Here is a 17,814-nt window from a genome sequence, read left to right on the forward strand (position 1 = left end):
ACCTCAGCTGCCGCCGAGCGCCGCCTTGGCGTTCTTGTCGAAGTTCTGCAGCACGGTCTTCGGGTCGCCGTTGCTCAGGCTCTGCAGACCGGTGTCGAGGTCCTTGAGGACGCTGTCCATCTTCGGGGCGTTCACCGGGCCCTGGGCGTACTCGGCGCCGTCGATGAACACCTTGTCCGCCGGGAAGGCTGCCGTGTACTGGTCACGCACCGACTGGCGGGAGGGCATCACACCGAACGCCGTAGCGAAGGTCATCTGCTGCTCGCCGCTCGTCATCGCCTCGACGAACTTGATCGCCTGGTCCTTGTACTTGCTCTTCGCCGCGATGCCCCAGCACTGGGTGAAGGAGAGGGTGCCCTGCCCCTTCGGTCCGGCGGGCAGCGCCACGACCTTGTACTTCACGTTCGGGAAGTCGTTCTGCAGGGCGCCCTTGATCCAGTTGCCCTCGATGGTCATCACGGTCTTGCCCTTGCCGAACGCCTCACCGGACCAGCCGGCGTCGAGCTGCTTCGGGTACTTGGCCAGGCCGGTGGTGAGCATGGTCTTGACGTACTGGAGGGCGGCCAGGTTCTCCGGGGTGTCCGCGGTGGGCTGCTTGCCGTCCTTGCTCGTCAGCCAGCCACCGTTCTGCACCATGAAGGCGCCGATCCGGTCCCGGGTGTCGCCGAGGGCCAGCGGGACCTGCCCCTTGGCCTTGATCTTCTGGGCGACCGCGGTGAGCTGCTCCCAGGTCGTCGGCACGTCGGCGTCGGTCAGCCCGGCCCTGGTCCACAGGTCGGTGTTGATCTGCAGGGCCAGGGTGGAGAAGTCCTTGGGCGCGCAGTAGAGCTTGCCGTCGTAGGTGAAGGCGGTGCGCAGGCTCTCGTAGAAGTCACCAGAGTTGCTGATCTTGTCGCCGTACGGCTCCAGGGCGCCGACGCTGGCGTAGTCGGCGAACCGGGCGGCGTCCACGTAGAAGACGTCCGGCGGGGTGCCGCCGGCCAGGCTCTGGCCGAGTTGCTGGGTCAGGTCCTGCGCCGGGGTGACCGTCGCGGTGTTGCCGGAGCTCGTGGCCCACTTCGCGGCGGCGTCCTGCACCGCCTTGGTCTCGGCTTCGCCGGACGAGCCGATCAGGATCTGCAGGCTGGCCGGACCACTGGACTGGGCGGCGTCGCCGGACGAGTCGTCGAAGCCGCTGCCGCAGGCGGCGGAGCCGAGGAGGGCGACGGCGGCGAGGCCGGCCACCGCTGCCCGGGTGATTGTTCGGGGTGCCATGGTTTCTCCTGGTGGGGGGGGTGGGACTACGCGGTGTGCCGCAGCGCCAGCGAGGGCTGGAGCAGCACGGGGGTAGGGGTCTCGTGGTCGCCGTCGAGGACCCCGGTGAGCAGGTCCACGCAGCGGGCGGCGGCCTCGCCGAGCGGCTGACTGACGCTGGTCAGCCCGACCGCGGCGGCCACCGGCGTGTCGTCGAAGCCGATCACCGACACCTGCGGGTCGACGCCGCGGATGGCCTGGAGGGCGCCGAGGGCGAGTGAGTCGCTGGCGCAGACGACGGCGCTCGGCGCCACGGTGACGAGCAGGTCACGCATCAGACGTTCGCCCTCGGCGATGCCGTCCTCGGTCTCCCGGTGCAGCCCGGTCGGGTCGACGCCGGCCGCGTGCAGGGCGTCGCGCCAGCCGGCCAGCCGGTCGTCGCCGACGCCGGAGCCGGCCGGCCAGCCGATGAACGCGATCCGTTGGTGGCCGGCGCCCAGCAGGTGCCGGGTGGCCTGTGCGGTGCCGGCGGCGCCGTCCACGTCCACCCAGGGGTGCGCGTCGAGCGCGTCCCAGGGGCGACCGAAGGTCACGAACGGTACGTCCCGGTCGGCGAGCCAGGTGGTACGCGGGTCGCCGTACTTGGTGCCCACCAGCACGAACGCGTCCAACTCGTAGGTGCCGAGCAGGTCACCGTAGGTGGCGATCTCCCGGTCGTCGTCGGTGGCGGTGTAGAGCAGCACCCGGTAGCCGGCGGCGTCTGCGGTCTCGGTGAGGCCGTGCAGGAAGCGGTCGAGCACGGAGCCGTTGATGCCGTCGCGGGTCGGGTCGATCCGGGCGGCGATGAGGCGGGACCGGCCGGTGCGCATCTGTCGGGCGGCCTGGTTGGCCCGGTAGCCGAGCGCGTTGATTGCGTCCTCGACCCGCTGACGGGTCTCCTGCCGCACAATGTGCGGGGCGTTGAGCACGTTGGACACCGTCTGCCGGCTGACTCGGGCGTGCCGGGCCACCGTCGCGATGGTCACCTTTTCGGCCACTTAATCCCTCTCGCCATCTTGAACGATCCAATTTGGATAAGGCAGGATTGGATCGTTCAAGTTTCTGGAATGTTTCGCACTTTGCACCGCCAGGGGCGCGTTGTCAAGATGTCCGCCCCGCACCCCGAGGATCTGGAGCCACACCGTGATCGAACGCCAGCTGCAACCCCTCCTGCACGAGTTGGTCGGGGTGGTCTTCGCCCCGACCAGCGCGCTGGGGGACGCGACCGGGCAGATCCGCCCGACCGGCGTCCAGGGCGTCTTCCACGCCGACGCCCGGGTGCTCTCCCGCGCCGAGCTGCGGGTCGACGAGCGGGAGCTTGAAGGGCTGACCCGTGGCGAGGACGGCCCACACGGCGCGCACTTCGTCAGCCTGGCCCGCTGGCTCGGTGACCCCACGCCCGACCCCACCGTCCGCGTCGACCGCATCCGTCGGGCCACCCGCAACGGCCTCACCGAAGAGCTGCGGATCATCTCCACCGCCACGGTGGGCGTACGGGCCACCGTCACCGTCGACCTCGGCTGCGACCTGGCACCCATCGAGACCGTCAAGTCCGGTGGCACCACCACCGCGTTGGAGGCCAAGACCGGCCAGCCCGGCCTGCTCACCTGGTCGGCAGCCGGGATCACCGTCACCGTCAGCGCGCCGGGCGCGGACGTGCTGGCCACCGCCGAGCGTGCCACCACACCCCGGCTGGCCTGGCCGGTAGACCTGCCCCCCGGCGGCGAGACAGTGTTGCGCTGGCAGCTGACCGTCGACGACCCGCGCGCCGTCGTCGTCGGCCCGGCCGGCGAGCCAGAATGGTCCCGACCCGCGGTGACCGCCGACGACCGCCGCCTGGTCCGACTGCTGGACCGCAGCCTGGACGACCTGCGCGGCCTACGACTGGCCGAGACCGGCACGCCGACGGACGTGTTCCTCGCCGCCGGGGTGCCCTGGTTCCTCACCCTGTTCGGCCGGGACAGCCTCTGGGCCGCCCGGATGATGCTGCCGCTCGGCACCGACCTGGCCGCCGGCACCCTGCGCGTGCTCGCCCGCCGGCAGGGCACCCGGATCGACCCGGCGACCGGCGAGGCCCCTGGCAAAATCCTGCACGAGCTGCGCCGACACGAGTTCACGGTGCCCGGCAACGGCCTGCGCCTGCCGCCCGCGTACTACGGCACCGTCGACGCCACCATGCTCTGGGTCAACCTCCTGCACGACGCGTGGCGGTGGGGCATGCCCGCCGAACAGGTCGAGCCCCTGCTGCCGCACCTGGAGGCGGCACTGCGCTGGCTCGGCGAGCACGCCGACCCGGACGGTGACGGCCTCGTCGAGTACATCGACACCACCGGGCACGGGCTGTCCAACCAGGGCTGGAAGGACTCCGGCGACGCCGTCCGCTTCCACGACGGCACCCTGGCCACCGCGCCGATCGTGCTGGCCGAGGTCCAGGGGTACGCGCACGAGGCCGCCGTGAACGGCGCCGCCCTGCTGGACGCCTTCGGCCGACCGGGCGCGGACCGCTGGCGCGAGCACGCCGCAGGGTTGGTCCGCCGGTTCCGGAACAGTTTCTGGGTGGACGGCCGCCACGGCCCGCAACCCGCGCTCGCCCTCGACCGGGACAAGCGCCCCGTCGACTCGTTGACCAGCAACATCGGCCACCTGCTCGGCACCGGCCTGCTCGACCGGGACGAAGAGGCCCAGGTCGCGCACCTGCTCACCACCGACACGATGGCCGCCGGGTTCGGGCTACGCACCATGTCCAGCGACGACGCCGGCTTCAGCCCGCTGTCGTACCACTGTGGCTCGATCTGGACCCACGACACCGCGATCGTGCTGGGTGGGCTGGCCCGCGCCGGGCACCGGGAGGCCGCGCTCGGCCTGGCCGACGGGCTGCTCAGCGCGGCCGAGGCATTCGACTACCGGATGCCGGAGCTGTACGGCGGTGACGACCGCGCACTGGTCAATCGGCCGGTGCCGTACCCGGCCGCGTGCCGACCTCAGGCGTGGGCGGCGGCAGGCGCGGTGCTGCTGCTCCAGGCCGCCACAGGGCTCTACCCGGACGTGCCAGGCGGCACGGTCCGACTGGCCCCCCTGGCGGGAGCGGAGTTGGGCGCCGTCGCGGTCGACGGACTCCGGGTGGCCAACGCCCCGGTAGACGTCACGGTCAACCGCACCGGCGAAGCCACCGTCCACGGCCTCCCCACCCCCCTGACCCAGATCCCCACCCTGCCCACCCCACGCCGCCCCACCCCAAGCCGCCCCACCCCCACCCCCTAACCCCACCCCACCCCGCCCCCGTTGATCATGGAGTTGTTGTCGCTTCACGCGGCGTGTCGTGGCAATAACTTCATGATCAACGGGGTCAGGGCGGGGGCGGGGTGGGGCGGGGTGGTTAGGGGCGCGGTGGGGTGGGGTGGTTAGGGGCGGAGTTCGGCGATCAGCTCGTCGTCGTCCAGCGCTCCCGTGGGGTGGAAGCCGAGGGAGGTGTAGAGGGCGGCGGCTGGGGTGTTGTCGGGGTGGTACGAGAGGCGGACCGGGGGGTTGCCATCTCGGGCCGCCAACCAGGCGGCCAGCGTCTGCACCGTGGCCCGGCCGACGCCCCGGCCCTGCTCGGCGGCATCGATCAGCATCCCGCCGATCCAGTGCGAGCCGTCGTCGTCCACGCCCCACATGACGTGGCCGACGACGCTCTCATCGGCGTACACCGCGAGCGAGTTCCACACCTCGGAGCGCGTGCTCAGCAGCAGGTAACGGGCGCCCAGAGCGGCCACAAAACGGCGCTGGTCGTCGCGCGGGGCGACGTCGGCCACCGCCCGCCAGTTGTCGTTGTCGACCGGCCGCAGCGTGACGCGCCGTCCGGCCCGGTCCAGGTGTCCCGCATCGATCATCCGGCGGATGCTACCCGGTCCGCTTCCCCGAGATCTTGGACAGTTTCCGTCAGCGCGTAACGGAAACTGTCCAAGATCTGGTCAGTCGAGCAGAGCGTCCAGGCCGACGGTGAGGCCGGGGCGGTTGCGCACCGCGCGGACGGCCAGCAGCACGCCCGGCATGAACGACACCCGGTCATACGAGTCGTGTCGGATGGTCAGCGTCTCGCCGGTGCCGCCGAAGAGCACCTCCTGGTGGGCGACCAGGCCGGTGGCGCGCACTGCGTGGACGCGTACCCCGTCGATGTCGGCGCCGCGCGCACCCGGCACCTCGTCCTTGGTGGCGTCCGGCACCGGGCCGAGACCGGCCTCGGCGCGGGCCTGGGCGATCTGCCGGGCGGTGTGGGTGGCGGTGCCGCTCGGGGCGTCCAGCTTGCGCGGGTGGTGCTGCTCGATGATCTCGACGGACTCGAAGTGCCGGGCGGCGCGCGCGGCGAACTGCATCATCAGGACGGCGCCGATGCCGAAGTTCGGGGCGATGACCACACCCACCTGCGGCTTGTCGGCCAGCCAGCCGCGCACCTGCTCCAGCCGCTGCTCGGTGAAGCCGGTCGTGCCGACCACCGCGCTGATGCCCTGCTCGATGGCCCACCGCAGGTTGTCCATGACCACGTCCGGTGTGGTGAAGTCGACGACCACCTCGGCGGTGGCGACGGCGGAACGGTCGTCGCCCTGGTCGATCGACGCCACCAGCGCCAGGTCGTCGGCGGTGTCAACCGCCTTGCAGACCTCGACGCCCATCCGGCCACGGGCACCAAACACACCGACCCGCACCAGCTCGGCGGGGGTCTTCTCCTGCTCGTCAGTCACGGGCCACAACCTATCCCAGTCGGGACGTGCCCTCCGGGCCGGATCCGCGGGGATCCACCCGCCGGGATGCCAGGTCGACAGGGCTCCGCCCGCAGCCGGACGACCCCTGTCGCGCCGCGATCTCAGGCGGAGAAGTCGTTCTTGCCGAACGGGCCGACCACGGCCAGCGACATCGGCCGGCTGAGCAGCTCGGCGGCGAGGACGTTGACATCCTCGACGGTGACCTCGTCGACCCGCCGGAGCAACTCGTCGACAGGCATCAGGTCGCCGTAGAGCAGCTCACCCTTGGCCAACCGGCTCATCCGGGAGCCGGTGTCCTCCAGGCCGAGCACGAAGGAACCCTTGCTCATCCCCTTGCCCCGGGCCACCTCGGCCTCGGTCAACCCGTCGGCGGCCACCCGGGCCAGCTCGGCGCGGGTCAGGGCCAGCACCTCGTCCACCTTGCCCGGCGCACAGCCGGCGTAGACGGCGAACAGGCCGCTGTCGGCGTACTGGCTGGCGTAGGAGTAGACCGAGTAGGCGAGCCCACGTTGCTCGCGGATCTCCTGGAACAGGCGGCTGGACATGCCGCCGCCGAGCACGTTGTTGAGCACCCCGAGCGCGAACCGCCGGTCGTCGAGCCGGTCGATGCCGGGGCAGCCGAGGATGACGTGCGCCTGCTCGGTCTCCTTCGGCTCCACAAGGGTGGTCGCCGGTTTGGTGCGTACCGCCGGGGTCGCCGCGCGGTGCGGTGCCGGGCTGGCCGGGTCGCTGTCCAGCGGCGTGCCCTTCACGGCCTGTCGGACCATCTTCACCACCGCGGCGTGGTCCAGGTTGCCGGCGGCGGCGATGACGATCTGCGGCGCGGTGTAGCGACCCCGGTAGAAGCTCTGGATCTGCCGGCGGGTCATCGGGGTGACGGTCTCGGCGGTGCCGGAGATCAGCCGACCCAGCGGGTGGTCGCCGTAGACGGCCTGGACGAAGAGGTCGTGCACCTCGTCACCGGGCTCGTCGTCGTGCATGGCGATCTCTTCCAGGATCACGCCACGCTCGGTCTCGACGTCCGCCGGTTCCAACAGCGAATCGGCGACCAGGTCGCACATCACGTCGACCGCCAGCGGCAGGTCCTCGTCCAGCACGCGTGCGTAGTAGCAGGTGTATTCCTTCGTGGTGAAGGCGTTGGTTTCACCACCCACCGCTTCGATCTGCGAGGAGATCTCCAGTGCGGTGCGCTTGTGGGTGCCCTTGAAGAGCAGGTGTTCGAGGAAGTGCGCGGCACCGGCCTGCGGGCCGGTCTCGTCGCGCGAGCCGACCGCCACCCAGATGCCGAACGAGACGCTGCGCATCGCCGGAATCGCCTCGGTGAGGACACGCAGGCCGCTGGGCAGCACGGTACGTCGTACCGTGCCGCCCAGCGGGTCGTCGCTGAGAGTCCGGGTCACCGCGCGGGCGGTGCCGCCGGAACGGCCCGCCCCGGTGTCCCGAGACGGGGCCACCCCCCGTCGATCCGGTGGAAACGGCGCGCTGAAGGCCCGACTCACGTGGTGCTCCCGGTTCGACGAGGGGTGGGTGATGCGTTGTACGACGGTCAGCTGTGCCGGGTCCGACGGCGCGGACGCTCGCCGCCCTCGCCACCCTCGCCGCCGCTACCGCCCTCGCCGCCGCGCTCCGGGCCACGCGCGCCACGGTCGGCGCCACGCTCACGGTCGCCACGGTCACGCGGAGCCCGGTCGCCCCGGTCCCGACCAGCCGGCCGGTCGCCAGCGGCGGCCTCACCGGCGGCCGGAGCCTCGGTGCCCTCCGGGCGGACCTTGTCGAGGTAGATCTTGCCGCGGGCATCGATGTCCGCGATCTCGACCTCGACGCGGTCACCGACGTTGAGGAAGTCCTCAACCCGCTCGACCCGCTTGCCGTCGCCCACCTTGGAGATGTGCAGCAGGCCGTCACGGCCCGGCAGGAGCGAGATGAACGCGCCGAACGCGGCCGTCTTGACCACCGTGCCGAGGAACCGCTCGCCCTGCTTCGGCAGCGTCGGGTTGGCGATGCCGTTGATCCGGTCGACGGCCGCCTGGGCCGACGGGCCGTTGGTGGCGCCGACGTAGATCGTGCCGTCGTCCTCGATGGAGATCTCGGCGCCGGTCTCGTCCTGGATCGCGTTGATGGTCTGCCCCTTCGGGCCGATCACCATGCCGATCTTGTCCACCGGGATCTTGACGGTGGTGACCCGCGGCGCGTAGTCGGACATCTCGGCCGGAGCCTCGATCGCCGCCTTCATCACCCCGAGGATGATCTGCCGGGCCTCGTTCGCCTGCTGCAGCGCGGCGGCAAGCACGTCCGACGGGATGCCGTTGAGCTTGGTGTCGAGCTGCAGCGCGGTGACGAACTCCGGCGTGCCGGCGACCTTGAAGTCCATGTCACCGAACGCGTCCTCGGCACCGAGGATGTCGGTCAGCGTCACGTACTGGGTCTTGCCGTCCACCTCGTCGGAGATGAGCCCCATCGCGATGCCGGCGACCGGCGCCTTCAGCGGCACACCCGCGGAGAGCAGGCCCAGCGTCGAGGCGCAGACCGAACCCATCGAGGTGGAGCCGTTGGAACCGAGCGCCTCGGAGACCTGCCGGATGGCGTACGGGAACTCCTCGCGCGACGGCAGCACCGGGATCAGCGCACGCTCGGCGAGAGCGCCGTGGCCGATCTCGCGACGCTTCGGCGAGCCGACCCGGCCGGTCTCACCGGTCGAGTACGGCGGGAAGTTGTAGTTGTGCATGTAGCGCTTGCGGTTCTCCGGGGAGAGCGTGTCCACCATCTGCTCCATGCGGAGCATGTTCAGCGTGGTGACACCCAGGATCTGGGTCTCGCCCCGCTCGAACAGCGCCGAACCGTGCACCCGGGGCAGCACCCCGACCTCGGCGGTCAGCGCCCGGATGTCGCGCGGGCCACGCCCGTCCATGCGGACCTGCTCGCGCAGCACGCGGTTGCGCACCTCGGACTTGGTCAGCGACCGGAAGGCAGCGCTGAGCTCCTTCTCCCGGCCCTCGAACCGACCGCCCAACTCCTCGGCGACGCGGGCCTTGACCCGGTCCAGGGCCTCCTCGCGGTCGGCCTTGCCGGCGATGGTGATCGCCTCGGCCACGTCGCCGCGGGCGAACTCGGCAACGGCGTCGTACACGTCGTCCTGGTAGTCCAGGAACACCGGGAACTCGGTGACCGGCTTGGCGGCGACCTCGGCCAGCTCGCTCTGCGCGCGGCACAGCTCACGGATCGCCGGCTTGGCGGCCTCCAGGCCGCTGGCGACGATCTCCTCGGTCGGGGCGGTGGCACCGGCCGAGATCAGGGCGACGGCGTTCGGGGTGGCCTCGGCCTCGACCATCATGATCGCGACGTCGCCGTCGTCGAGCGTGCGGCCGGCCACGACCATGTCGAAGGTGGCCCGGGCCAGCTCCTCCAGGGTCGGGAAGGCGACCCACTGGCCGTCGATGTGGGCGACGCGGGTCGCCCCGATCGGGCCGGAGAACGGCAGGCCGGAGAGCTTGGTCGACATCGAGGCGGCGTTGATCGCCACGACGTCGTACGGGTGCTGCGGGTCGAGCGCGAGGATGGTCTCGACGACCTGGACCTCGTTGCGCAGGCCCTTGACGAAGGACGGGCGCAGCGGCCGGTCGATCAGCCGGCAGGTGAGGATCGCGTCCTCGCTGGGCCGACCCTCACGGCGGAAGAACGAGCCGGGGATGCGGCCCGCGGCGTACATCCGCTCCTCGACGTCGACGGTCAGCGGGAAGAAGTCGAACTGCTCCTTCGGGTGCTTACCGGCGGTCGTGGCGGAGAGAACCACCGTCTCGCCCAGCTGGGCGATGACGGAACCGGCGGCCTGGCGAGCCAGCCGGCCGGTGGAGAAGGTGATCTCGCGGGTGCCGAAGGACCCGTTGTCGATCACGGCGGTGCGGGATTCGGTGCCGAGTTTGGTCTCGGTCATGTGCTGTCGTGCTCCTTCGCGTCGTGGGCCCACGACATCGGGGAGCTGCTCAGCCGGCCGGTCTTCGATCGAAGCGCCCGGGTGGCCGGCATGATGCCGGGGTTCCCGGGGGCCACTACCGGAGACCGGTACGCTGACCGGCTCCCTCTCGGGTGGTCGCGCGGCCCGTGTTTCTTCAGGTGGGACGCGGTACGGGGGAGCGGCCGACCGGCCACTCCCCCGTCACGTCACCGGCGCAGACCGAGCCGCTCGATGAGCGACCGGTAGCGAGCAATGTCCTTCTTCTGGACGTAGTTGAGCAACCGACGGCGCCGGCCGACCAGCAGCAGCAGCCCACGGCGGCTGTGGTGGTCGTGCTTGTGCACCTTCAGGTGCTCGGTCAGCTCCGCGATCCGCTTGGTGAGGACCGCGACCTGAACCTCCGGCGAACCGGTGTCGCCCTCGGCGGTCGCGTACTCCGCGCGGATGCTGGCCTTGGCTTCCTGATCGAGCGCCATGTTCTCCCTGTTTCGATGGGTTGATCAAGTGGGTGTCCGTCGTCCCGATGGACCGGGAACGGACCGGCACCTCGCACCCGCGGCGTCGAGCAGGCACGCGAGGCCCCACGCCGGTCACCCGACGTCCCGGCAAGACTACCAGCACTCGCCGGTAACACCCGGCGAAGGGCCTCGGTGGCGCCCCGTCACCCGCACGACGATCAGGCCAACGCCCGCCGGGTGCGCTCGACGTCCTGGTTCATCTGGGCGATCAACGGCTCGATCGAGTCGTACCGGACCTGACCACGCAGGTGCGCCACGAAGTCCAGGGCCAGCCGCTCGCCGTACAGGTCGCCGGAGAAGTCCAGCGCGTACGCCTCCACCCGCCGCTCGCGGCCGGAGAAGGTCGGGTTGGTGCCCACGGAGACCGCCGCCATCAGCGGCTCACGCTGGCCGCGACGGATCAGCCGGGCCGCGTACACCCCGTCGGCGGGCACCGCCGCATAGCGGTGGCAGAGCAGGTTGGCGGTGGGGAAGCCCAGCTCCCGGCCCCGCTGGTCGCCGCGGACCACGACCCCCTCCAGCCGGTGTGGGCGGCCCAGGGCGGCGGCTGCCGCGCCCACGTCGCCCGCGTCGACGCAGGACCGGATGTAGGTGGAGGAGAAGACGGTGCCGTCCTCGGCGACCAGCGGGCCGCCCTCCACGCCGAAGCCGAACGTCTGACCGAGCCGTTCCAGCAACGCCACGTCCCCGGCCGCCCGGTGCCCGAAGCGGAAGTTGCTGCCGACCACCACCAACGCGGCGTGCAGGTGCTCGACCAGGACGTCGTGCACGAACTGTTCGGCCGGCACCCGGGAGAACTCCGGGGTGAACGGCACCACGCAGAGCACGTCCACGCCGAGCGCCTCGATCAGCTCGGCCTTCCGGGCCGGCTCGGTGAGCACCGCCGGGTGCGAACCGGGGCGGACCACCTCGGCCGGGTGCGGGTCGAAGGTGACCACCACCGACTGCACACCCAGCTTGCGGGCCCGGGCCACGGTGTGCCCGATCGTCGCCTGGTGCCCCTTGTGCACGCCGTCGAAGACGCCGATGGTGACCACCGAGCGTCCCCACCCGCCGGGCGCCGCGTCGTAGCCCCGCCACCGCTGCATGCCGTTCCTCTCTGCTGTCCCGCCGGTCTGCTGTCCCGCAGGCCGGCGGGTCGACACCGCCGGCTGCGGGCCGGCGGACCTGCGCCCGCTGTCAGGCCGGAGCGAGCACGATCTCCGCCCGAGCCCGCCCGTCCCGCTCGCTGACGATAGCGATCAGGCCGCCGGCCGGCCCGAAGACGGCGTACGGCCCGCTGAGGCCGGCCGGGTCCAGTGGCCCGCCGTGGGCGAGCACCCGGGCCTCGTCGGGCGTGGCCTCCCGGCGCGCGAAGAACCGGTCCGCCGCCGCGTCCAGTGGCAGGTTCACCACGTCCGGGGCGCGCTGCTCCAACTCGTCGAGGGTCGCCGCCTCGGCGAGGGTGAAACCACCCACCGCGGTGCGCCGCAGCGCCGTGAGGTGCCCGCCGACGCCGAGCGCCAGGCCGGCGTCGCGGGCGATGGCCCGGATGTACGTGCCGGAGGAGCAGGTCACGTCCACGTCCACGTCCACCACGTCCGGCTCGGTGCGGCGGATCGCCAGCACCTCCAGCCGGGAGATGGTGACCCGGCGCGCGGGCAGTTCGACGCTCTCCCCGTCGCGGACCCGCTTGTACGCCCGCTGTCCGTCGATCTTGATGGCGCTGACCGCGCTCGGCACCTGGTCCACCTCGCCGCTGAGCCCGGCCAACGCGGAGCGGATCGCCTCGTCGCTGACCTGGCCGGCCGGCACGGTGGCGATCACGTCGCCCTCGGCGTCGTCGGTGACGGTGGTCTGGCCGAGCCGGATGGTGCCGGTGTAGCTCTTGCCCGCGCCGATCACGTAGGTCAGCAGCCGGGTGGCCCGGCCGACACCGATCACCAGCACCCCGGTCGCCATCGGGTCGAGGGTGCCGCCGTGCCCGACCCGCCGGGTCTTGGCCAGTCGGCGGATCCGCGCCACCACGTCGTGCGACGTCATGCCGCCGGGCTTGTCGACCACGATCAGACCATCGGTGCTCACGTCGGCCAAGCCTGCCAGATGGCACCCACCCCGCAGTGCGTGGGCAGGCCCGGCGTGACCCGGGCGACCGGCAGTGCCAGCAGGAGCCCTCAGCGGACCGCGCCGGTGACCGCCCAGCCACCGTCGCGCAGTCGCAGCAGCAGGGCGACCAGCCGGATCACCACGAACAGGGTGAGCCCGGCCCAGATGCCGCCCAGCCCGAGATCCAGCGCGTACGCCAGCCAGATGGCCGGCAGGAAGCCGCCGAGCGCCGCCACGATGGTGAGGTTGCGCAGGTAACGCACGTCGCCGGCGCCGATCAGCACGCCGTCGAGGGCGAACACCACCCCGGCCAACGGCAGCATGACGACGAACCACGGCCAGGCCACCATGGCCTGTTCGCGTACCCCCGGATCGGAGCTGAACCACGACGGCACGATGCCGGCGCCGGCGGCGATGAGCAGCGCGAAAGCGACGCCGCAGACGCCGCCGAGCAGCCCGACGCGGCGGGCGAGCGCCCGCGCGCCCGCGTCGTCGCCGGCACCGAGCGCGGCACCGACCAGGGACTGCGCGGCGATGGCGAGGGCATCGAGCACCAGCGCGGTGAAGAACCAGAGTTGCAGGGCGATCTGGTGGGCGCCGACGGCGGCGGCGCCGAAGCGGGCGGCGACGGCGGTCGCGGACAGGAAGCTGGCCTGGAAGGCCAGTCCACGGATCAGCAGGTCCCGGCTGAGCACCAACTGCTGGCGGATCACGCGGGGCCGGGGCCGCAGTGACACCCGCTCACCGACCAGGGCGGCGGCGAAGAGCACCCCGCAGAGCGTCTGCGCGACGACGTTGGCCACCGCCGAGCCGACCAGACCCAGCCCGCCGGGGTAGACCAGCAGCGGGCAGAGCAGCGCGGAGAGCAGGTTGGGGCCGAGCACGAAGAACAGCGGGCGGCGGGTGTCCTGCACGCCGCGCAGCCAACCGTTGCCGGCGGCGGCGAGCAGCAGGCCGGGAGCGCCGAGGGCCGCGATCCGCAGCCACTGCGCGGCGGCGTCGGCCACCTCGCCACCATCACCGACGAGGGTACGGGCGAGCGCGCCGCCACCGAACTGCATGCCGATCGCGATCAGCAGACCGACACCGAACGCCAGCCAGGACGACTGGACGCCTTCGGAGACGGCGGCTGCCCGGTCACCTGCGCCGAAGCGGCGGGCCGCGCGCCCGGTGGTGCCGTACGCGACCACGGTGCCGACCCAGGCGGTGAGCGTCATGACCGTGCCGCCGACGGCGAGCGCGGCGAGCGGCACCCGGCCGAGGTGACCGACGACGGCCGTGTCGACCAGCACGTAGAGCGGTTCGGCGGCGAGCACCACGAGGGCCGGCAGGGCGAGCGCGGCGATCCGGCGTGGCGAGGCGGGCCCGGCGGTGGCGGTGGGGGTGAGCTGGCTCATCGTCGCCGATCCTCGCACGCCCCCTGTAAGGATCGCAAGACTGCTGATGACTTACGCATCCGGCCTCTGACCGGCCCGGCGGGAGTCAACTGCCGACCCCGGCCCGGACGCGCTCCATCTCGGCGGCGTCCCGATTTGTGGCGCTCACTACCCTGTCCGAATCTCCCAAACGGGGGCACCATGACAGCGATAGGCCGTTAACTTGAGCGACAGTTACCCTCCGTACGGAGAGCCCCAGCCCGGCCCGAGCGCCACCCCCTGGAGCGGCCCACCGGCCGCACCGCAGCAGGGTGGCTACCCGCCATACGGCCAGCCGCCGCCGCAGTACGGCACACCACCCCCACCGGCACCGAACAAGTCGAACCAGGGTCTGATCATCGGGCTGGTCGCCGGCGCGCTTGTCCTCGTACTCGCCATCTGCGGCGCCGGAATCGGCCTCCTGCTCGCCTACGACGACGACGGCGACAAGCCCGTGGTGGCCACGTCCTCCGAACCCACCCTGGGCACCGGCAGCGGCTCGGGCAGCACGCCGGACACCGCGGCCTCCCCCGCGCCCGGGGCGGCGGATCCGCCGAACGACAACAACTCGATGACCGCCCGCTACTCAAGCGACCTGTCGAACGTCTGCGAGGGCAGCCCGATCCTGAACGCGGCACCCTACAGCGGCCCGGCCGGCGCCAAGGCGTACACGTTCTCGAACAACCCCGACCGGCCGACGTCCTGGTCGTCGAGGTACATCCCCTCGGACAAGCCCTACTACGCCAAGGGCGAGGACTTCCAGAAGGTGTCGGTGGTGGGCTGCCTGAAGTTCGACGAGGGCAGCGAGGGCTCCCCGAAGAAGTGTCAGTACAAGGACAAGTCGGAGAAGCAGATCTCCATCGACTACGTCTCGTCGCGCTACACCCTGACCTTCTACGCGGCCAAGACCGGCGAGAAGATCGGCAGCGGCGGCACCGTGACCGCCCCGACGACCAGGTGCCCAAGTTTCATCTCGTACGACAAGACCACCATGAGGGCGTACGCGGCACCGGACTCCGGCACCATCGAGGCGGCACTGGACAAGTTCCTGTCCTGAACGATTGCCACTGAGGGCCGGCAGGGGAGCCGACACCGGCCGGCCACGGCGGACCGTGATCGAATCAGGGCAGCAGAGCCGGACGGATGGTGACGCTGCCGGCGTGGCACGTCGGCGGCGTCACCACCGGTCGAGGTGGGTCACTGACGGGTGTCCATCGACGTCTGCAGCGCGCGGCGGGCCTGCTCGCGGGCGTCGTCTGTGGTGGTCTCGGGCTTGGGCTTGTTCGGCATGGTGGCGCTCCTCTTCCAGGGCGCGAGCCGCCGACGCGCGGCGGCCCTCACGGGCGGTCGTGCTGAGCGCCCCACGGCGGTCCGGGGTTACCGGAGCAGCCGGCTGGGCAGCGTGAGCCCGGGTCGGTCCGACCCTGGAGGGAGGCGGCACAGGGTGTGGCACCACCGCCCGTGACCTGCACCGCCAGGCGGCGCCGGCCCTCTCCCAAGTTATCGTTCAGGTCCACATACTGCTTACGGTTCCCGCCATTTGGACGGTCGGCAACCCAGCTCAGCGGGCCAGAAAGTGCCAGCCCAGCCACCACCAGAACCCGAACAGACCGATCCGGCCCACCGGCACCGAGCCGACCTCATAGCGCATCACGTACGCGCAGACCTCGCCCAGGGTGGGGATCCGGGACCCCTCCCGCCGGGCCATCCACTCGACCACCGCGAAGAGGACCAGCGCGGTGAGGAAACCGCCGATCGCGAGCGCTCGCATCATCGCCGCACCAAACCCCAGAAGGCGGCCAACCAGGCGAACCAAGCCGCCGAGCGGGTCAGATGATCCTCCAGCAAGGGGTCGGCCAGCCGGGAGAAGGTGGGAAAATCATCGCCGGCAGCCAGCACGAAGGTCACGCCCTCGAAGACGCCGAACACCACCACCGGCACCGCCCACCAGGCCGCCCCAGCGCCCAGCCGGCGCGGCGCGGGCCGGCGCGGCACCCGGTTGCTCAGACCGAGCCAGATCAGCACCCCACCCGTGCCGAGGGTGAACAGATTCGCCTCCGTGGAGAAGGACGCGAACCGGCCACCGACGAGCGACAGGCAGACGATGACGGGAACGGAGACGGCGGGCCGGTCCCAGGCGCGGGGGGCCTCCACGGTGAGGTCGTGCGGCTGCTCCATCCCGCAATTCTTCCCGGTCTCACGGAGCGCGGGAAGGCCAACACTCCCCGGAGCTGACCCTGATCTTCCAGACCAACGGATCGATGACGCCCGAGGGCGTCAGCCGATCAGCGCCGCGTCCAGCTGACCACGGATCGACTCGACCACCTGCTCGACGCTGCCCCGACCGGTGAAACCAGCCGCGAACGTGTGCCCGCCACCGCCCAGCGCTACCGCGACCCGACTGACGTCCACCGCGCCCTTGCTGCGCATCGACACCGCCCACTCGGCGGGCCTGGTCTGCTTCACCACACAGCTCACATCCGCCTCGGCGGTGCAGCGCACCGAGTCGATCAGCGCTTCCAGCACGTACGGTCGCTGGTCGTGCCGGGCCAGGTCGTCCAGCGTGGCGAAGGTCCACACCAACCCTCGACCCCCGGCGGCGGACGGCTCCAGCCGGGCCCGGCCGAGCACCTCGCCGAAGAGACGGACCGCGCCGAAGGGCCGGGTGTCGAAGACCCGCCGGGAGATGTCACCGGGCGAGATGCCGGTCGCCAGCAACCGGGCAGCCATCTGATGCACGGCCGGCGTGGTCGCCTCGAACCGGAACGAGCCGGTATCCGTCGTCAGCGCCACGTAGAGGCACTCGGCGATGGCCGGACCCACAACCACCCCGAGCCGGGCCAGCAACTGTTCGGCCACGACCGACGTGGCCGCCGCACTCGGATCGACCAGGTTGACCGTGCCGAAACCGGGGTTGGAGGCATGGTGGTCGAGCACCAGCGCCGCACCCGCCGTCGACAACCGCCCGGCCAGCTCGCCGAGGCGCGACACGCTCGCCGCGTCGAAGCAGATCACCAGATCGGGCGCCGGCTCGGCGGCGTCCGCCGGGACCAGCAGATCCAGGCCGGGCAACCCACGGAACGGCTCCGGCACCTCCGGTGGCCCGGGGAAGGTGGCCTGCACGTCGCGTACGCCGAGCTGCCGCAGGCCCAGACCGAAGCCGAGCATGCTGCCCAGCGCGTCACCGTCCGGGTTGACGTGGCAGATCAGCAGGGTGCGGCCGGTCGGTGGGATAGCCCGCACCAACGCCTCGGCCGCAGCCCAGTCCGCCTCGGCCGGACCGAGCCCGGCTGCCCCGGCGAGCGGGGCGTTGGCGGTGCTGGTCACCGCGTTTCCCCACCCCGCGGGGTCTCCTTGGCGTCGGAGGCCTCGTCCGCCTCGTCGGTGTCGTCGTCCACCCGGTACGGCTGGGCTTCGCCCGCGTACTTCGCCTGGGCGGCGAGCCGCTGCACCTCGGCATCGGCGTTGCGGGCGGCGGCGAGCAGGTCGTCGATGTGCTTGACCTGGTCCTGCACGTCGTCGAGGACGAACGTGAGGGTCGGCGAGTGGCGCAGCCCGAGCGCCTTGCCGACCGTGCTGCGCAGCAGCCCCTTGGCGCTCTCCAGCGCCGCCGCGGTGTCCGCCTGGGCCACCGAGTCACCGAGCACGGTGTAGAAGACCGTCGCGTCGCGCAGGTCAGCGGTAATCCGGGCATCGGTGATGGTGATCATCCCGAGCCGCGGGTCCTTGATCTGGCTCCGCACCACCGACGCGACCAGCTCACGCACCCGTTCCGCGTGCCGGCGTACCTTGGCCGGATCAGACATCTCGCCACCTCCACGGCGTCCTGC

Annotated in this window: 16 protein-coding genes; 2 read left to right on the forward strand and 14 right to left on the reverse strand. The window is 71.7% G+C overall.

Annotation, left to right across the window (positions count from 1 at the left end; all coding sequences use genetic code 11):
* Window positions 1-3 precede the first annotated feature (3 nt).
* On the reverse strand, window positions 4-1,254 hold the full coding sequence (locus V6U86_RS24320; RefSeq protein WP_334506834.1) for a sugar ABC transporter substrate-binding protein: 1,251 nt from the start codon (window positions 1,252-1,254) through the stop codon (window positions 4-6).
* A 26-nt stretch (window positions 1,255-1,280) separates the two neighbouring features.
* Complete coding sequence (locus V6U86_RS24325; protein WP_334506836.1) at window positions 1,281-2,270, reverse strand: LacI family DNA-binding transcriptional regulator; 990 nt, start codon at window positions 2,268-2,270, stop codon at window positions 1,281-1,283.
* Window positions 2,271-2,415: 145 nt separating this feature from the next.
* On the opposite strand from V6U86_RS24325, the gene V6U86_RS24330 reads away from it, so the two are divergent.
* A complete protein-coding gene (locus V6U86_RS24330; protein WP_334506838.1) occupies window positions 2,416-4,533 on the forward strand; it encodes an amylo-alpha-1,6-glucosidase in 2,118 nt (705 codons plus the stop codon).
* Between the two features lie 140 nt (window positions 4,534-4,673).
* Here the strand turns inward: V6U86_RS24330 and V6U86_RS24335 are convergent, their stop codons facing one another.
* The 8 genes from V6U86_RS24335 to V6U86_RS24370 all read right to left on the reverse strand — a co-directional run bounded on the left by V6U86_RS24335 (window position 4,674) and on the right by V6U86_RS24370 (window position 13,966).
* Window positions 4,674-5,144 (reverse strand): GNAT family N-acetyltransferase, encoded by a 471-nt coding sequence (locus V6U86_RS24335; RefSeq protein WP_334506840.1) that lies wholly within the window; start codon window positions 5,142-5,144, stop codon window positions 4,674-4,676.
* Between the two features lie 81 nt (window positions 5,145-5,225).
* Entirely contained in the window at window positions 5,226-5,993 is a 768-nt protein-coding gene (dapB, locus tag V6U86_RS24340; protein ID WP_334506842.1) for a 4-hydroxy-tetrahydrodipicolinate reductase, read from the reverse strand.
* 122 nt (window positions 5,994-6,115) lie between these two features.
* Complete coding sequence (locus tag V6U86_RS24345; protein ID WP_334506844.1) at window positions 6,116-7,513, reverse strand: M16 family metallopeptidase; 1,398 nt, start codon at window positions 7,511-7,513, stop codon at window positions 6,116-6,118.
* 47 nt (window positions 7,514-7,560) lie between these two features.
* Window positions 7,561-9,945, reverse strand: coding sequence for a polyribonucleotide nucleotidyltransferase (locus V6U86_RS24350; RefSeq protein ID WP_334506846.1), 2,385 nt, complete (start codon window positions 9,943-9,945; stop codon window positions 7,561-7,563).
* 227 nt (window positions 9,946-10,172) lie between these two features.
* Window positions 10,173-10,442 carry a 30S ribosomal protein S15 gene (gene rpsO / locus V6U86_RS24355; RefSeq protein ID WP_030337594.1) on the reverse strand — a complete coding sequence of 90 codons (270 nt, stop codon included), beginning with the start codon at window positions 10,440-10,442 and terminating at the stop codon, window positions 10,173-10,175.
* 200 nt (window positions 10,443-10,642) lie between these two features.
* Window positions 10,643-11,572, reverse strand: coding sequence for a bifunctional riboflavin kinase/FAD synthetase (locus tag V6U86_RS24360; RefSeq protein WP_334506851.1), 930 nt, complete (start codon window positions 11,570-11,572; stop codon window positions 10,643-10,645).
* 91 nt (window positions 11,573-11,663) lie between these two features.
* A complete protein-coding gene (gene truB / locus V6U86_RS24365; RefSeq protein ID WP_442935006.1) occupies window positions 11,664-12,506 on the reverse strand; it encodes a tRNA pseudouridine(55) synthase TruB in 843 nt (280 codons plus the stop codon).
* 131 nt (window positions 12,507-12,637) lie between these two features.
* The gene (locus V6U86_RS24370) at window positions 12,638-13,966 is read right to left on the reverse strand and encodes an MATE family efflux transporter (RefSeq protein WP_334506855.1); all 1,329 of its coding nucleotides are present in this window, start codon (window positions 13,964-13,966) and stop codon (window positions 12,638-12,640) included.
* Between the two features lie 202 nt (window positions 13,967-14,168).
* On the opposite strand from V6U86_RS24370, the gene V6U86_RS24375 reads away from it, so the two are divergent.
* Window positions 14,169-15,041 (forward strand): hypothetical protein, encoded by an 873-nt coding sequence (locus V6U86_RS24375; protein WP_334506857.1) that lies wholly within the window; start codon window positions 14,169-14,171, stop codon window positions 15,039-15,041.
* Between the two features lie 504 nt (window positions 15,042-15,545).
* On the opposite strand, the gene V6U86_RS24380 is transcribed toward V6U86_RS24375, so the two are convergent.
* From V6U86_RS24380 to rbfA, 4 genes are all read right to left on the reverse strand, one after another.
* Entirely contained in the window at window positions 15,546-15,755 is a 210-nt protein-coding gene (locus tag V6U86_RS24380) for a DUF6186 family protein (protein WP_030489477.1), read from the reverse strand.
* Window positions 15,755-16,162, reverse strand: coding sequence for a hypothetical protein (locus tag V6U86_RS24385; protein ID WP_124771429.1), 408 nt, complete (start codon window positions 16,160-16,162; stop codon window positions 15,755-15,757). Before V6U86_RS24385 ends, V6U86_RS24380 begins: the two co-directional genes overlap by 1 nt.
* Window positions 16,163-16,261: 99 nt before the next feature.
* Entirely contained in the window at window positions 16,262-17,311 is a 1,050-nt protein-coding gene (locus tag V6U86_RS24390; RefSeq protein ID WP_334506860.1) for a DHH family phosphoesterase, read from the reverse strand.
* Complete coding sequence (gene rbfA, locus V6U86_RS24395; RefSeq protein ID WP_334506862.1) at window positions 17,308-17,790, reverse strand: 30S ribosome-binding factor RbfA; 483 nt, start codon at window positions 17,788-17,790, stop codon at window positions 17,308-17,310. The genes V6U86_RS24390 and rbfA overlap by 4 nt, the downstream gene beginning before the upstream one ends.
* Window positions 17,791-17,814 lie beyond the last annotated feature (24 nt).

The organism is Micromonospora sp. CPCC 205558, assembly GCF_036902955.1.
Classification (GTDB): domain Bacteria; phylum Actinomycetota; class Actinomycetes; order Mycobacteriales; family Micromonosporaceae; genus Micromonospora.

Coding starts and splice junctions, on each gene's coding strand:
- rbfA (WP_334506862.1), bottom strand. CDS start 17,790: ATGTCTGATCCGGCCAAGGTACGCCGGCACGCGGAACGGGTGCGTGAG.
- V6U86_RS24350 (WP_334506846.1), bottom strand. CDS start 9,945: ATGACCGAGACCAAACTCGGCACCGAATCCCGCACCGCCGTGATCGAC.
- V6U86_RS24335 (WP_334506840.1), bottom strand. CDS start 5,144: ATGATCGATGCGGGACACCTGGACCGGGCCGGACGGCGCGTCACGCTG.
- V6U86_RS24370 (WP_334506855.1), bottom strand. CDS start 13,966: ATGAGCCAGCTCACCCCCACCGCCACCGCCGGGCCCGCCTCGCCACGC.
- V6U86_RS24360 (WP_334506851.1), bottom strand. CDS start 11,572: ATGCAGCGGTGGCGGGGCTACGACGCGGCGCCCGGCGGGTGGGGACGC.
- V6U86_RS24385 (WP_124771429.1), bottom strand. CDS start 16,162: ATGGAGCAGCCGCACGACCTCACCGTGGAGGCCCCCCGCGCCTGGGAC.
- V6U86_RS24320 (WP_334506834.1), bottom strand. CDS start 1,254: ATGGCACCCCGAACAATCACCCGGGCAGCGGTGGCCGGCCTCGCCGCC.
- rpsO (WP_030337594.1), bottom strand. CDS start 10,442: ATGGCGCTCGATCAGGAAGCCAAGGCCAGCATCCGCGCGGAGTACGCG.
- truB (WP_442935006.1), bottom strand. CDS start 12,506: ATGACGTCGCACGACGTGGTGGCGCGGATCCGCCGACTGGCCAAGACC.
- V6U86_RS24380 (WP_030489477.1), bottom strand. CDS start 15,755: ATGCGAGCGCTCGCGATCGGCGGTTTCCTCACCGCGCTGGTCCTCTTC.